The sequence below is a fragment of the Modestobacter lapidis genome (genome assembly GCF_054780755.1).
In genome coordinates this window covers 1-14,429 of the sequence record NZ_BAAGVS010000003.1, presented here as the reverse complement: position 1 = coordinate 14,429, position 14,429 = coordinate 1, and the positions used below count along the sequence as shown (strand labels likewise).

The window sequence follows — 14,429 nt, the reverse complement described above, 5'->3', positions numbered from 1 at the left end:
TCCCGCTCGTCGCCGCCCGCGCCGTCACAGCTTCGGCTCGATGTCCCGCTCGTAGACCTGCTGGCTCTCCTCGCCCAGCTGCCGGAAGACGGTCTCCACGTCCTCCCCGCCGATGGTGATCCGGTCCAGGCCGGCACCGATCCGGGCGCCGCCGCCGGGCAGGAACACCCGGGCGTAGTCCTGCGGCGCGGTCACCGCGAGCTGCTCCAGGGCGGTCCGCGCGTTCGGGTTCTCCTCCAGGTACGCGACCATCTCCGGGTCGTCGATGGCGTCCTGGCGCACCGGCATGTACCCGGTCGCCTGGCTGAAGGTCACCGTGTTGTCGGTGTTGGTGAGGAACGCGATGAGCTGCATCGCGGCCTCCTTGCGCTCGTCGGAGATGTTCGCCGGGATCGTGAGGCCGGCCCCACCGGTCGGGGTGCCGGGCGGCGGACCGGGCAGGAACGCGGTGCCGAACTCGAACTGGGCGGTCTCCTTGAGCCCGCCGAGCGACCCCGTCGACTGCAGCAGCGAGGCGGCCTGGGCTGCGCCGAACTGGTTGTTCGCGTCGTTGGAGATGGCGATGAAGTTCTGCCGGTACATGTCCTGCAGGAAGCGCCCGGCCTCCAGGGACTCCGGGGAGGTGAACGTCGGCTCCCACTCGTCGGAGTACGCCCCGCCGAAGGTCCAGATCATGCCCTGGAAGTACCAGTCGAGGTAGTTGCTCCCGTCGGGCACCACCATGGGGGCTACCGCGGGATTGGCGGCGGCCAGCCGGGGTGCCCACTCGGCGAACTCCGCCCACGTCTCCGGGCCGCGGTCGGGGAGACCGGCGGCCGCCCACATCGGCTTGTTGTAGTAGTAGAGCGGCGTCGACCGGGCGTACGGCAGCGCGTAGTGGGCGCCCTCGAACTCGTAGTCCTCCCGCAGCGAGTCGACGTACCCGGCGGTGTCCACCCCGACGGCCTGCCACAGGTCGTCCATCGGGGTGATCGCGTCGTTGAGCGCGAAGTTGAACCAGGTGACGTCGGAGGCGATGACGACGTCGGGCAGTTCCCCGCCGGAGAGTGCCGCGTTGAACCGCTGGGCGGCTTCCTCGTAGGACGCGCCGGCGGTCACCAGGTTGACCGCGATGCCGGTCTCCTCGGTGAAGGCGTCGAGCAGCTGCGACTCGACCGGCTTGGACTCGCCGGGGTGGTTGGACCACATGGTCAGCGTCTCGACCGGGCCGCCGTCGCCGGACTGCTCGGTCGAGCCGGTACCCGCGCAGGCGGACAGCCCGACCGCGCCGAGGGTGAGCCCGCTCAGCTGGAGGAACCTGCGGCGGTCCAGAGGGTTCATGGTCGTGCTCCCGTCGTCGTCGACTGCATGGCGTGGCTCGGTGGGACGTACTGCGGTCGGAGCAGGTCCGGGGTGTGTGCGAGGGGCCCGGTCAACCCTTGACCGCCCCGGCGGTCAGGCCCTTGATCATGTGCCGCTGGAGCAGCAGGAAGATCACCAGGATGGGCAGCATGGTCAGGACCGTCCCGGCCATGACCGGACCCCAGTTGGTGAGCCCCGCGGTGTCCTGGAGCTGGGCGAGCCCGACCGGGAGGGGGGCGGTGGACGAGTCGTCCGCCATCAGCAGTGGCCAGAGGTACTGGTTCCACTCGGTCACGATGGTGATGAGGACGAACGCGATCAGAGTGGGCCAGGACATCGGCAGCACGACCCGCCACAGCATCTTCAGCGGCCCGGCCGCGTCCATCTCGGCCGCCTCGATGATCTCCTTCGGCAGCGACAGGAAGTGGTTGCGCAGGAGGAAGGTGCCGAACGCGACGCCGGCCAGCGGGACGATGATCCCGGCGAAGGTGTTCCGCCAGCCGAGCTGGGCGACCAGCGCGTAGTTGCTGATCACGGTCACCTGGTTGGGGACCATCAGGCTGGCGATCACGAACAGCAGGACCAGGCTGCGCCCCGGGAATCGCAGGAAGGCCAGGGCGAAGGCCGACAGCACCCCGAGCGTGACCTCCACGACCGTGAGCACCGTGGTGATGATGATCGAGTTGCGCAGGTAGTCGGTGAACGCGACGCCGGTGCCGACCCGGGAGTAGTTCGCGGCCGTGAACGGATCCGGCACCCAGGTGACCGGCACGGTGTAGATGTCCGGCCGTTCCTTCAGCGACGAGATCAGGATCCAGTAGAGGGGCAGGGCGACGACGAGGATCACCAGCAGCAGGCCGAGGTAGCCGCCGACCCGGCTCAGCGGGCTGGACCGCTCGTGCGGTGCGGCGCTCGGCGGGGCCGGCGACGGGGAGTCGCTCGTCCGGCTCTCCGGGCGGTCCTGCGGGGCGAGCGCGGTCACGCCTCCCGCCCCCGCTCCATGACGCGGACCTGTACCAGGGTGATGACCAGCAGGGCCAGGAACATGATGGTGGCCACGGTGGCGCCGAAACCGGCCCGCTGGTTCACGAACGTCTCCTGGTAGACCTGGTAGACCATCGTCGTCGTTCCGTTGCCGAGCGGACCACCGCGGGTCATCGTGTCGATCACGTCGAAGACCTGGAAGCTGTTGAGCAGCACGGTGATGAGCAGGAAGAACGTCGCCGGGCGCAGCTGCGGCCAGGTGACCCGGCGGAACTTCGTCCAGGTCGAGGCGGCGTCGATCTCGGCCGCCTCGTCCAGCTCGGCCCGCCGCCCCTGCAGGGCGGCCAGGTAGATGACGAAGGTGTAGCCGAGGTTCTTCCAGATGTAGGTGACGGTGACCATGAACAGGGCCCACTCCGGGTCCTGGTAGAACGCCGGGGCCTCGACGCCGACCCGGCCGAGCAGGTCCTGCACCAGGCCGAACGTCGGGTCGAACACGAACTGGAAGGCCACGCCGACCGCGGCGCCCGCCAGCACGAACGGCGCGAAGACCAGCGAGCGCACGGCGTTGCGACCGAAGAGCTTCTGGTCCAGCAGCAGTGCCAGCGCCAGCCCGATCACCATCGACCCCAGCACGGCCGCGCCGGTGAAGACGACGGTGTTCCAGAGCACCAGCTGGCTGTCGTCGCTGGTGAACCACTCCACGTAGTTGTCGACGCCGATGAACGACGCCATGGGTGCGGAGATGTTCCAGTCGGTGAACGACAACCGGATGTTGTCCACCAGCGGGCGGTACGTGAAGGCGACCAGCAGCACCAGGTTGGGCAGCAGGAAGGCGGCCGCGAGCAGGATGTCGCGCCGCCGGTGGCCGGGCGGGTTCGCGCCGGCCTTGGCGGCGGGCCGGGCCGGGGTGCCGGCCGGGGGAGCCGATGCCGAGGACGTTCCCCGGGTAGCAGCGATCGGCTGGGCACTCACAGCGGGGGACCCTGTCCGGGCCGGGTGAACGGGACGTGGCGGACGGGCGCCAGCGGCGGCACCGGCGGGTGAACACGGTGTCCGGTGCCTGCCGGGATGACCGACGACGTCGTCCTCACGGCGAGAAGATAACTGCCAGCAGGCCCGCCGGGGACACGCCTCGGTAACGGAAACCGGAACCGGTCGCCGGCCCCGCAGCCCTGCGACGGCCCGTTAGGCGCCCGCCGGTGGGCTCCCGATGCGGTCAGCGGACGACGGCACTGGTCCGCTTCCGGCCCCGGTCCGCTCCTCGCTCGCTGGCGCTCGCTGCGATGCTCCCGATGCCGTCAGCGGACGACGGCACTGGTCCGCTTCCGGCCCCGGTCCGCTCCTCGCTCGCTGGCGCTCGCTGCGATGCTCCCGATGCCGTCAGCGGACGACGGCACTGGTCCGCTTCCGGCCCCGGTCCGCTCCTCGCTCGCTGGCGCTCGCTGCGATGCTCCCGATGCCGTCAGCGGACGACGACCACGAACTCCTGCCGGGGCACGAACTCGCCGATCACCGGGGCGCCGGGCACCTCGCCGCCGAGCAGCAGCCCCCCGGAGGTCTGCGCGTCGGCCAGCAGCAGCGCCTCGTCCTCGCCGACGGCGGACAGATCGGCGTGCGGGCGCACCCAGTCGAGGTTGCGGCGGGTTCCACCGGACACCCAGCCGTCGGCCAGCGCCTGCCGGGCGCCGGCCAGGTACGGAACGGCGGCGGCGTCGACCACGGCGGTGACCCCGCTGGCCCGGGCCATCTTGTAGAGGTGCCCCAGCAGGCCGAAGCCGGTGACGTCGGTACCGGCCCGGATGCCGGCGGCCACCGCGGCCGCGGCGGCGTCCCGGTTCAGCGAGGTCATCGCGGCGACGGCCTCCTCCGACACCTCTCCGGTCGCCTTCATCCGGCTGTTCAGCACGCCCACCCCCAGCGGCTTGGTCAGCGACACCGGCGTCCCGGCCACCGCCGTGTCGTTGCGGATCAGCCGGTCCAGGTCGACCAGCCCGGTGACCGCCATGCCGTACTTCGGCTCGGGGTCGTCGATCGAGTGCCCGCCGCCGACGTGGCAGCCGGCCTCGTGCGCGACCTCCAGCCCGCCGCGCAGCACCTCGGCGGCCAGCTCGGCCGGCAGGACGTCGCGGGGCCAGCCGAGCAGGTTCACCGCGACCACCGGCGTCCCGCCCATCGCGTAGACGTCGGAGAGCGCGTTGGCCGCCGCGATCCGGCCGAAGGTGTAGGCGTCGTCGACCACGGGGGTGAAGAAGTCGGTGGTCAGCACCAGCCCCTGCCCGCCGGCGATGCGCACGACCGCGGCGTCGTCCCCGTCGTCCAGCCCGACGACCAGCTCGGCCGCCGGGTCGGTCGGCCCGGTCTGGACCAGCCCGGCGACGACGGCCTCCAGCTCGCCCGGCGGGATCTTGCAGGCGCAGCCGCCGCCGTGCGCGTACTGGGTGAGCCGGACGGTGGAGGCGATGGGGGCAGCGGTCACGATCCGACGGTAGCCCCGGCCGCGGAGCCGATGCCCACGCCCGGGGGAGGCCCGGCCTACGCTGGCCGCGGAGGCGTCAGGGTGTCTGGTGGCCCCCGCGGCCTCTAAAGCCGACGTGGCCGAGCATCTCGGCCAGGCGGGTTCGATTCCCGTCCGCCTCCGCCACCCGTCGCGCGGGGCCGGCCCCACGGCCGGCTCCGCGCCCGGTGCCTCTCCCCGGATGGTCGGCGCGGCCCCCTACCCTCGGCGGCGATGACCGCCGATCCGCGCCGGCAGGTGCCGCGCACCGACACGCTCCTCGCCGAGCCCCGGCTGGCCGCCGCCGCCGCGCGGCTGGGCCGCGAGCTGGTGAAGGACGCCGTGCAGACCGTCCAGCAGCGGGTCCGGTCGGGTGAGCTGCCGCCCGCCGACGCGGCCGGGGCGGCACTCGCCGCGCTTCCGGGCACCGCCGGCGGTCTCCGGCCGGTGCTCAACGCCACCGGCGTCCTGGTGCACACCAACCTGGGCCGGGCCCCGCTGTCGGCGGCCGCGGTCGAGGCGGTGGCCGCGGCCAGCGGCACGACCGACGTCGAGCTGGACCTGGCCACCGGCCGGCGCGGGCCCCGGGGCGAGGGCGCGCTGGGGGCCCTGCTCGCCGCGGTACCCGCGGCCGAGGCGGCGCTGGTCGTGAACAACTGCGCGGCCGCGCTGGCACTCGTCGCCACCGCGCTCGCGCAGGGGCGGGAGCTGGTGGTCTCCCGGGGTGAGCTGGTCGAGATCGGGGACGGCTTCCGCATCCCCGAGCTGCTGGCCGCGACCGGTGCCCGGCTGCGCGAGGTGGGAACGACCAACCGGGTGTCGCTGGCCGACTACACCGGCGCGCTGGGCCCCGACACCGCCGTCGTGCTCAAGGTGCACCCCTCGAACTTCGTCGTCCGGGGGTTCACCCGCGCCGCGGACGTGGCCGAACTCGCTCCCGCGCTCGCCGGGACAGGCGTGCCGCTGGTCGCCGACGTCGGGTCGGGGCTGCTGCGCCCGCACCCCTTGCTGCCCGACGAACCCGACCTGCAGAGCACCCTCGCGGCGGGGGCCGACCTGGTGCTGGCCAGCGGCGACAAGCTGCTCGGCGGCCCGCAGGCCGGGCTGGTCCTCGGTCGCACCGAGCTGGTCCAGCGGCTGCGCCGGCACCCGCTCTACCGTGCGCTGCGGGTCGACAAGACGACCCTGGCGGCGCTGGAGGCGACGCTGCGCGGGCCGCAGCCACCGGTGCAGCGGATGCTCGACACCGCTCCGGCCGACCTCCGCCGGCGGGCCGGCGCGCTGGCCGCCCGGCTGGCCGCCGCGGGGCTGGACGCGGTCGCGGTCGGGTCGACCGCACGGATCGGCGGTGGGGGAGCCCCCGAGCTCGAGCTGCCCAGCGCCGCGGTCTCGCTGCCGGCCGGCTACGCCGAGCCGCTGCGCCGGGCGGCGCGCCCGGTGGTCGGCCACCTGGCGGGCGGCCGCACGGTGCTGGACCTGCGCAGCGTGCTGCCCGAGCAGGACGCCGAGCTCGGCGACGCGGTGCTGGCGGTGCGGGCCTGATGGACGTCATCGCCACCGCCGGCCACGTCGACCACGGCAAGTCCACCCTGGTCCGCGCGCTCACCGGTATGGAGCCCGACCGGTGGGAGGAGGAGCGCCGCCGCGGCCTGACCATCGACCTGGGCTTCGCCTGGACGACGCTGCCCTCGGGGCGCCGGCTGGCCATGGTCGACGTCCCCGGTCACGAGCGCTTCATCGGGAACATGCTGGCCGGCGTCGGGTCAGTGCCGGCCGCGCTGGTCGTGGTCGCGGCCGACGACGGCTGGTCGGCGCAGACCGGCGAGCACGTCGCCGTCCTCGACGCCCTGGGCGTGCGGCACGGGCTGCTCGTGGTGACCAAGGCCGACGCCGCCGACCCCGGGCCGGTGCTCGCCGACGCCGCCGAACGGCTGGCCGGCACGTCGCTGGGGCGACTGCTGGCGGTGGCCGCGAGCGCCCGCACCGGCGCGGGCGTGCCGGAGGTGGCCGCGGTGCTGGAGACGGTGCTGGCCGGCCTGCCGGCGCCCGCCACGACCGCGCCGGTGCGGCTGTGGGTCGACCGGGCCTTCACCATCCGCGGCGCCGGGACGGTGGTCACCGGCACTCTCGCGGCCGGGTCGGTCGCGGTCGGGGACCGGCTGGACCTGGGCGGGCGGGCGGCGACCGTGCGCGGGCTGCACTCGCTGGGCGAGCCGGTGCAGACCGCGTCGGCCACCGCCCGGGTCGCGCTGAACCTGCGCGGGGTCGCTGTCGAGGAGGTCGTCCGCGGCGACGCGCTGCTCACCCCGGACGCGTTCCGGCGCACCGCGGACCTCGACGTCACCCTGCTGGCCGCCGAGGAGGACCGACTGCCCGCCGAGATGGTCGTCCACATCGGGTCGGCGACGGTGGCGGCCCGGGTGCGGCCCCTGGACGGGACGGCGCTGCGGCTCCGGCTGGCCGAGGCGTTGCCGCTGCGGGTGGGCGACCGGCTGCTGCTCCGCGACCCCGGCAGCCGGCGGGTACTGGGCGCCGACGTCCGCGACGTCGACCCGCCGGAGCTGCGCCGCCGCGGCGCGGCCCGCACCCGGGCCGCCGAGCTGGCGGAGCAGCCGCCCGGCGAGGCGGGGGCGCTGGCCGACCTGACCCGCCGCCGGGTGGTGCGGCGTGCCGACTTCGTCGCGATGGGCTGGCCGGTGCCGGCCGAGGCGACGGCGCACGGGCCGTGGCTGCTGGCGCCCGGGCTGGTCGACCAGTTGGCCGGCCGGGTGCTGCCCCTCGTGGCGTCCTACCGCGCCCGGCTGCCGCTGGAGCCCGGGCCGCCGGTCGAGTGGGTCCGGCAGGAGCTGGACCTGCCGGACGCCGACCTGGTCGGCGGATTGTTGCGGCCGCCGCTGGCGCTGCGCGGCGGCCGGGTGGTCGTCGGTGGGGTGGGCCTGCCGCCGGCGGTCCAGCGGGCGGTGGAGGCCATCCGCGCGCGGCTGACCGACGAGCCGTTCGCCGCCCCCGAGGCCGGGGACCTGGCCGCCGCCGGGCTGGGACCGCGCGAGCTCGCCGCCGCCGTGCGGGACGAGCAGCTGGTGCGGATCACCGACGGCATCTACCTGGCTCCTGGGGTGGCGGAGGTGGCGCGGGCCCGGCTGGCCGCCATCCCGCAGCCGTTCACCCTCAGCCAGGCCCGGCAGACGTGGGGGACCAGCCGCCGGGTCGCCGTCCCGTTGGCCGAGTGGCTGGACGCCCGTGGCGTGACCGTGCGGCTGCCGGACAACACCCGCCGGCTGCGCTGACTGGGCAGCCTGCCCGACTGGCGCACACTGGAGGCCAGATGACGACGACCCTGCCGCTGCTCGGCCAGACCCCGGCCCTCCCGGCCGGCCCGGAGATGCTCCCCGAGAGCGCCCGCGCCGGGCTGGCGAGGACCCCCTTCGGGCTCTACGTGCACGTGCCGTTCTGCGCCACCCGCTGCGGCTACTGCGACTTCAACACCTACACCTCCGACGAGCTCGGCCCCGGTGCCAACCGCACCGAGTACGCCGGCACCGCGATCGCCGAGCTCCGGCTGGCCGCCGAGGTGCTCGGGCCCGACCGCCCCGCGGTGCAGACGGTGTTCGTCGGCGGTGGCACCCCGACGCTGCTGCCGGCCGCGGATCTGGTGGCGGTGATGGACGCCGTCCGCGAGCTGTTCCCGGTCGCGCCCGATGTGGAGGTCACCACCGAGGCCAACCCCGAGTCGGTGACGCCGGAGTCGCTGGCGACCCTGCGCGCCGGCGGCTTCACCCGGATCAGCCTGGGCATGCAGTCCGCCGCCGAGCACGTGCTCGCCGTGCTGGACCGCCGGCACACCCCCGGCCGGGCGGTGCAGGCGGCGCGCGAGGCGCGGGCCGCCGGCTTCGAGCACGTGAACCTGGACCTCATCTACGGCGCACCGGGGGAGACCGGCGCCGACTGGGCAGCCTCGCTGGACGCCGTCCTCGCCGCGCCGGTCGACCACGTCAGCGCGTACGCGCTGATCGTCGAGCAGGGCACCCGGCTGGCCCGGCGGGTGGCCCGCGGCGAGCTGCCGATGCCCGACGACGACGTCCTGGCCGACCGCTACGAGCAGGCGGACCGGGTGCTCGGTGGTGCCGGGCTGGGCTGGTACGAGGTGTCCAACTGGGCGCGCGACCGGGCCGCCCGGTGCCGGCACAACGAGCTGTACTGGGCCAACGCGAACTGGTGGGGGGTGGGGCCCGGCGCGCACTCGCACGTCGGCGGGTTGCGCTGGTGGAACGTGAAGCACCCGGCCGCGTACGCCGACCGGCTGGCCGGCGGGCTGCACCCGGCCGCCGACGCGGAGCTGCTCACCCCGGACGACCAGGCCCTCGAGCGGGTCATGCTCGGGCTGCGCCTGCGTGACGGGCTACCCCTGGAGGCCCTGTCCGACGCCGGGCGGGCGCGGGCGGCGGAGTCCGTCGTCCGCGGGCTGCTGGAGCCGGCGCCGCACGCCGGGGGCCGCGCCGTCCTCACCGACCGCGGCCGGCTGCTCGCCGACGCCGTCATCCGGGACCTCAGCTGAGCACATCGTGATCCTTCGGACCACCCCGCTGCCAGGTACCGTTCCCCGCCTGCGTTGAGGTCGGGAACTCAGCCCGACCTGACGGATGTCAGAGTGACTCGACGACGTTCTGCACTGCCGCGTCCACCGGGTCCCCGGCCAGGCTGGGAGCATGCCTCCGACATCCGTCCTCGACATCGAGGAACTGACCGTCCGCTACGGCGAGACGCTCGCCGTCGACCGGCTCGATCTGCGCATCGCCGCCGGGGAGACGGTCGCGCTGCTGGGCGCCAACGGCGCCGGCAAGTCCTCGGTCCTCAACGCCGCCCTCGGCCTGTTCCGCCCCACCGCAGGCCGCGTCCGGCTGCTGGGCCGCGGGCCGCTCGAGGCTATCCGGGCCGGTGGGGTCGGCGCGATGCTGCAGCACGGCGGCCTGCCCAGCGAGACCCGGGTGGGCGAGGTCCTCGAGCTGGTCCGGCGGCAGTACGACACCCCGTGGCCGGTCGGGGACCTCTCCGTCACCGCGGGCATCGACGGGCTGCTCACCCGGAAGGTGGACGCGCTGTCCGGCGGCCAGCGTCAGCGGGTCCTGCTGGCCCTGGCGCTGGCCGGCGCCCCACCGCTGCTGGTGCTCGACGAGCCGACCTCGGCCATGGACGTCGCGGCGCGCCAGGCCTTCTGGACGACGATGCGCGCGCTGGCCGGCCGCGGGCACACCGTCGTGTTCGCCACCCACCACCTCGACGAGGCCGACGCGGTCGCCGACCGGGTGGTCGTGGTCGCCGGCGGCCGGATCGTGGCCGACGGCTCCGCCACCGCGGTGAAGGCCGCGGTCGCCGGGCGCACCATCCGGTTCACCGCGCCGGGGGAGCGCGGCGAGCTGGCCGGCCTGCCCGGCGTCACCTCGGTCAGTGCGGCCGGGGAGCTGGTCGAGCTGGCCACCTCCGACGCCGAGGCCACGCTGCGGGCGCTGCTCGCCCGCCACGACCGGCTGCCCGACCTCGAGGTCCGCGGCGCCACCCTTGAACAGGCGTTCCTGCGGCTCACCGCCGGAGGAACGCGATGAGCGGTCTGCTGCTGTTCCAGCTCCGTCGGGTGGGCCGCAACCGCCAGTACCTCTTCTTCACGGTGCTGCTCCCCGCGCTGTTCACGGTCTTCTTCACCAAGATCTTCGGCAACCTGGCGGCCGACCCGGCCGAGTACCAGGCGAACGCGCGCCCCTACATGGTGTCGATGATGGCCTACGGCGCCCTCGGTGCCGCGCTGGGTGCGACCATCCGGCTGGCCTTCGACCGCGCGTCCGGCTGGCTGCGCCAGCTCCGCGTCACCCCGGTGCCCACCGGCACCGCCTTCACCGTTGACGTGCTGGTGGGTGCCCTGCTGGTGCTGCCCAGCCTGGTCGTCGTGGCGCTCGTCGGCCGATTCGTCAACGGCATCGAGCTGCGGCCGGCCACCTGGGCGGCCCTGATCGCGGTGCTCTGGGCCGGCTCGGTCGCCTTCGTCGCGCTGGGCCTGGCGATCGGGCTGGCGCTGGACAGCCAGGCCGCCGGCGCGGCCATCGGCATCCTCGGCACGGTGCTCGCCGCGCTCGGCGGGCTGTGGGTCTCCGTCGAGTGGTTCCCGTCCGGGATGGCGGCGCTGGCCCGCGTGATGCCCTCGTACTGGTACGCCGAGCTGGGCCGGGACGTCGCGGCCGGCGGCACGCCGTCGGGAGGGGCGGTGCTGGCCGTGGCCGGGTTCACCGCGCTGTTCTCGGTGGCCGCCGTGGCCGTCGCGCGGCGGCGCCCGCTGCACGCGGTCGCGGGTTGAGCCGTGGCCGGGCACCGAGCGCTAGCGTCCGTCCGGTGAACCGATCGAGCAGCTGGTGGGGTCAGGCGATGTGGGCCGCGCCCTGGCTGCTGTTCCAGGTCTTCCCGATCACCGACATCGTCACCACCGACCGCCCGGTGTTGGCGCGCTGGGTCGCCGGGGCCGGGCTGCTGGCCTTCACGGCGGTCTACCTGCGGGTGATCGGTCAGCTCGGCCGGCCGCGGGCGCTGCGGCCGGAGTTCGTGGTGATGGTGCTGCTCGCCGTCGCGCTGGCGGTCGGCTACGGGGCCAGCTGGTCCGGCCTGATGATCTACGTCTCGGCGGCGGCCGCCGCCACGCTGCCCGGGCGCTGGGTATGGCCCGCCGTGGTCGCCGCGGCGGTGCTCTGCGGTGCCGTGATCCTCGTCGACGGGGCCTCCGGGCTGTTGTTCCTGCCGCCCATCTGCCTGCTCACCGCCTTCGCCATCCAGGGCACCGGCTACCTGATGACCGTGAACCGGGAGCTGCAGGAGGCCCGCGAGGAGCTGGCCCGCAACGCGGTCGCCGAGGAGCGGCTCCGCTTCGCCCGCGACCTGCACGACCTGCTCGGCCACTCGCTGTCGCTGATCGCGCTGAAGAGCGAGCTGGCCCGCCGGCTCGCCGAGGTCGACCCCCGCCGCGCGAGTGCGGAGATGACCGACGTCGAGGAGGCCGCCCGCCGGGCGCTGGCGGAGGTGCGGGAGGCGGTGAGTGGCTACCGGCAGGTGAGCTGCGCGCAGGCGCTGGCGGAGGCGCGGGCCGCGCTGGCCGGGGCGGGCATCACCCTGCGCCAGCCCGACCGGGTGGCGGCGCTTCCCGGGGCCGTCGACGCCGCCCTCGGCTGGGTGGTGCGGGAGGCCACCACGAACGTGCTGCGGCACAGCGGCGCCCGCTCGGTGACCGTGGGGCTCGCCGAGGACGGCGTCCGGGCCGAGCTGACCGTGACCGACGACGGGGCCGGCGCCGGCGACCGGATGACCGTGCTGGGGCGCGCGCCGGGGGCGGGCCTGGCTGGGCTCCGCGAACGGGTCGCCGCCCTCGGTGGCGAGCTGGACGCGGGGCCGGTCGACGGCGGGGGCTACCGGGTGCGCGCCTCGGTCCCCGTGGTCCCGGCGTCGGTGAGCACGTGACCGAACTTGCGAGGTCACGCAGGGGCAGAGCATCCAGGGGCACGTGGCCGACGAGCGCCAGCGAGGGGGGCACGTGACCGAGCCTGTGATCCGGGTGCTGCTCGCCGAGGACCAGACGCTGGTCCGCGGCGCGCTGCGGGCGCTGCTGGACCTGGAGGAGGACATCGAGGTCGTCGCCGAGGTCGGCCGCGGCGACGAGGTGCTGGCGGCGGCCCGGGCGGCGGCGCCGGACGTGGCGCTGCTGGACATCGAGATGCCCGGCCAGGACGGCATCGAGGCCGCCCGGGAGCTGGCGGCGGAGCTGCCCGGGGTGCGGGCGGTGGTGCTCACCACGTTCGGCCGCCCGGGTTTCCTGCGCCGCGCGATGGAGGTGGGAGCGGCCGGCTTCCTGGTGAAGGACTCCCCGGTCGCCGAGCTGGCCCGGTCGATCCGCGCGGTGATGGGCGGGGAGCGGGTGATCGACCGGGACCTGGCGGCGGCGGCGCTGGCCCTGGGCGCGACGCCGCTGTCCGGACGGGAGGCCGACGTGCTCCGGTCCGCGGCCACCGGGGCGACCGTCGCGGACATCGCCGCGCAGCTGTTCCTGTCCGAGGGGACGGTGCGCAACTACCTGTCCTCGGCGATCGGCAAGACCGGCGCCCGCACCCGGGTCGAGGCCGCCCGGGTGGCCGAGGAGAAGGGCTGGCTCTGAGCGGGTCAGCCGCGGTTGGCCGCGCCCCAGGGGCCGGTGCCCCAGGGGGCGTGGGTGTCGGGGAGCTCACCGGCCGGCTGGGGCGCCGGCTCGGCGGCGTCGGCGCCGCCGGACCGGATGAGCGCGTCGAGCTCGAGCACGCGCACGTGGATCACGTTGCGCTGCTGCAGGGCGGCGCGCAGCGCCCGGTGCAGCCCGTCCTCGAGGTAGAGCTCGCCCTGCCACTGGACGGCGTGCGGGAACAGGTCGCCGTAGAAGGTCGAGTCGTCGGCGAGCAACGCGTCGAGGGCCAGCTCGCGCTTGGTGGTGACCAGCGTGTCGAGCCGGATCTGCCGCGGCGGGATCAGTGCCCAGTCGCGGGTGGAGAAGTTGTGGTCGGGATACGGTCGCCCGCTCCGGACCGCCTTGAAGATCAGGGCTGAGCCTCCCGCTCCCCGGACCCCGGGCCGGGGTCCGTCGACTCGGTCCAGCCTAGTGCCGGCATAGAGGGTCGGCGGGGAGCGTCCCACCGTCCGCGATGCCACACGGATCACAGCGCGCGGAGCAGGCCCGGGTCCTGGGGCGCTTCATGTCGGGGGGCGTCGCGGACAGCCGCACCGACGCCTGCGCGCCCCCCCACCCCGGGGATTGCCGATGCATCGTCATCCCCGTGAAATCCAGCTTGGCGCGGTCGTCGGCCCAGGAGGTGACCGCGGAAGCGGCCATGCATGTCGGGGGATTGAGGCCGGTGTTGTGCAGGGGACACGCTGCTGTGTCCTACTGCGTGTGTCGTTGTGATTACTGAGCGATTCTGCCATCTTTTCGGCGGACGCCTGCGCCTATGCGCTTGGAGTCCCGAGTTCGACGCCCTGGGCCGGATGACCAAGTACACCGACGCCGCCGGCGGCTGGACCTCCAGCGTCTTCGACGCCCACGGCAAGCCCACCACCGTCACCGACAGTCTCGGCTCTTCCACGACGTTCACCTACGACCGCACCGCCGAGCCGCGGGGCTACGTCACCTCGGTCACCGACTCCGTCGCCGGCACCATCTCCGCCGTCTACGGCCCCGACGGCCAGGTCACCAACCAGACCCTGCCCGGCGGGGTCGCCCTGGCCATCGACTACGACGCCAACCGAACACCAATCAACCGCACCTACACCCGCACCAGCGACGGAGTCACCGTCGCGGCCTCCGACGGGGTACAGAACAGCGCCGGGCAGTGGATCAGCCTCACCACCCCGGCCTCGAGCAAGACCTACGGCTACGACCGGCTCAAGCGACTCACCCAGGTCCGCGACACCACCAACGGCGTCGCCTGCACCGCCCGGCACTCCACCTACAACAACTGGGCTGTGTCAAGGATCGTGGACAGGTCCTCGGGTTGATCACGCTGTGGCGGTTGCCGCAGCCCGGTGGTCGGTGAGCGCTTCGAACGGGGTCCGG

Annotated in this window: 13 protein-coding genes and 1 tRNA gene; 9 read left to right on the top strand and 5 right to left on the bottom strand. The window is 74.5% G+C overall.

The annotated features are described in order from the left end of the window. Positions 1-24: 24 nt before the first annotated feature. From ACYVG5_RS05075 to selD, 4 genes are all read right to left on the bottom strand, one after another. Complete coding sequence (locus tag ACYVG5_RS05075) at positions 25-1,320, bottom strand: ABC transporter substrate-binding protein (RefSeq protein WP_222045490.1); 1,296 nt, start codon at positions 1,318-1,320, stop codon at positions 25-27. Between the two features lie 91 nt (positions 1,321-1,411). After that, complete coding sequence (locus tag ACYVG5_RS05070; RefSeq protein ID WP_222045488.1) at positions 1,412-2,323, bottom strand: carbohydrate ABC transporter permease; 912 nt, start codon at positions 2,321-2,323, stop codon at positions 1,412-1,414. Further along, a complete protein-coding gene (locus ACYVG5_RS05065; RefSeq protein ID WP_222045486.1) occupies positions 2,320-3,300 on the bottom strand; it encodes a carbohydrate ABC transporter permease in 981 nt (326 codons plus the stop codon). The genes ACYVG5_RS05070 and ACYVG5_RS05065 overlap by 4 nt, the downstream gene beginning before the upstream one ends. Positions 3,301-3,790: 490 nt before the next feature. Next, complete coding sequence (selD, locus tag ACYVG5_RS05060) at positions 3,791-4,804, bottom strand: selenide, water dikinase SelD (protein ID WP_460683003.1); 1,014 nt, start codon at positions 4,802-4,804, stop codon at positions 3,791-3,793. 69 nt (positions 4,805-4,873) lie between these two features. Between selD and ACYVG5_RS05055 the strand changes: the two genes are divergently transcribed. The 8 genes from ACYVG5_RS05055 to ACYVG5_RS05020 all read left to right on the top strand — a co-directional run bounded on the left by ACYVG5_RS05055 (position 4,874) and on the right by ACYVG5_RS05020 (position 13,004). Further along, positions 4,874-4,969, top strand: a tRNA-OTHER gene (locus ACYVG5_RS05055). Between the two features lie 87 nt (positions 4,970-5,056). Next, positions 5,057-6,364 (top strand): L-seryl-tRNA(Sec) selenium transferase, encoded by a 1,308-nt coding sequence (gene selA / locus ACYVG5_RS05050; RefSeq protein ID WP_222045484.1) that lies wholly within the window; start codon positions 5,057-5,059, stop codon positions 6,362-6,364. After that, entirely contained in the window at positions 6,364-8,109 is a 1,746-nt protein-coding gene (gene selB / locus ACYVG5_RS05045) for a selenocysteine-specific translation elongation factor (RefSeq protein WP_222045482.1), read from the top strand. Before selA ends, selB begins: the two co-directional genes overlap by 1 nt. 38 nt (positions 8,110-8,147) lie before the next feature. Then, positions 8,148-9,377 carry a radical SAM family heme chaperone HemW gene (gene hemW, locus ACYVG5_RS05040; protein WP_222045480.1) on the top strand — a complete coding sequence of 410 codons (1,230 nt, stop codon included), beginning with the start codon at positions 8,148-8,150 and terminating at the stop codon, positions 9,375-9,377. 151 nt (positions 9,378-9,528) lie between these two features. Then, positions 9,529-10,422 carry an ATP-binding cassette domain-containing protein gene (locus tag ACYVG5_RS05035; protein ID WP_222045478.1) on the top strand — a complete coding sequence of 298 codons (894 nt, stop codon included), beginning with the start codon at positions 9,529-9,531 and terminating at the stop codon, positions 10,420-10,422. After that, positions 10,419-11,165 carry an ABC transporter permease gene (locus ACYVG5_RS05030; RefSeq protein WP_222045476.1) on the top strand — a complete coding sequence of 249 codons (747 nt, stop codon included), beginning with the start codon at positions 10,419-10,421 and terminating at the stop codon, positions 11,163-11,165. The genes ACYVG5_RS05035 and ACYVG5_RS05030 overlap by 4 nt, the downstream gene beginning before the upstream one ends. 35 nt (positions 11,166-11,200) lie before the next feature. Then, on the top strand, positions 11,201-12,313 hold the full coding sequence (locus ACYVG5_RS05025; RefSeq protein WP_460683002.1) for a sensor histidine kinase: 1,113 nt from the start codon (positions 11,201-11,203) through the stop codon (positions 12,311-12,313). Between the two features lie 73 nt (positions 12,314-12,386). Continuing rightward, entirely contained in the window at positions 12,387-13,004 is a 618-nt protein-coding gene (locus ACYVG5_RS05020) for a response regulator (protein WP_460683001.1), read from the top strand. A 5-nt stretch (positions 13,005-13,009) separates the two neighbouring features. Here ACYVG5_RS05020 and ACYVG5_RS05015 read toward each other — a convergent pair whose 3' ends face one another. After that, positions 13,010-13,513, bottom strand: a complete 504-nt coding sequence (locus ACYVG5_RS05015; RefSeq protein ID WP_460683000.1) for a type II toxin-antitoxin system VapB family antitoxin — start codon at positions 13,511-13,513, stop codon at positions 13,010-13,012. Between the two features lie 348 nt (positions 13,514-13,861). Between ACYVG5_RS05015 and ACYVG5_RS05010 the strand changes: the two genes are divergently transcribed. Then, positions 13,862-14,371, top strand: a complete 510-nt coding sequence (locus ACYVG5_RS05010; RefSeq protein WP_222045474.1) for an RHS repeat protein — start codon at positions 13,862-13,864, stop codon at positions 14,369-14,371. The last annotated feature ends 58 nt before the right edge of the window (positions 14,372-14,429 follow it).

Excerpts from the sequence above, each read along its gene's own strand:
- ACYVG5_RS05075 (WP_222045490.1), bottom strand. The coding sequence starts at position 1,320 with ATGAACCCTCTGGACCGCCGCAGGTTCCTCCAGCTGAGCGGGCTCACC.
- selA (WP_222045484.1), top strand. The coding sequence starts at position 5,057 with ATGACCGCCGATCCGCGCCGGCAGGTGCCGCGCACCGACACGCTCCTC.
- selB (WP_222045482.1), top strand. The coding sequence starts at position 6,364 with ATGGACGTCATCGCCACCGCCGGCCACGTCGACCACGGCAAGTCCACC.
- hemW (WP_222045480.1), top strand. The coding sequence starts at position 8,148 with ATGACGACGACCCTGCCGCTGCTCGGCCAGACCCCGGCCCTCCCGGCC.
- ACYVG5_RS05035 (WP_222045478.1), top strand. The coding sequence starts at position 9,529 with ATGCCTCCGACATCCGTCCTCGACATCGAGGAACTGACCGTCCGCTAC.
- ACYVG5_RS05030 (WP_222045476.1), top strand. The coding sequence starts at position 10,419 with ATGAGCGGTCTGCTGCTGTTCCAGCTCCGTCGGGTGGGCCGCAACCGC.
- ACYVG5_RS05010 (WP_222045474.1), top strand. The coding sequence starts at position 13,862 with ATGACCAAGTACACCGACGCCGCCGGCGGCTGGACCTCCAGCGTCTTC.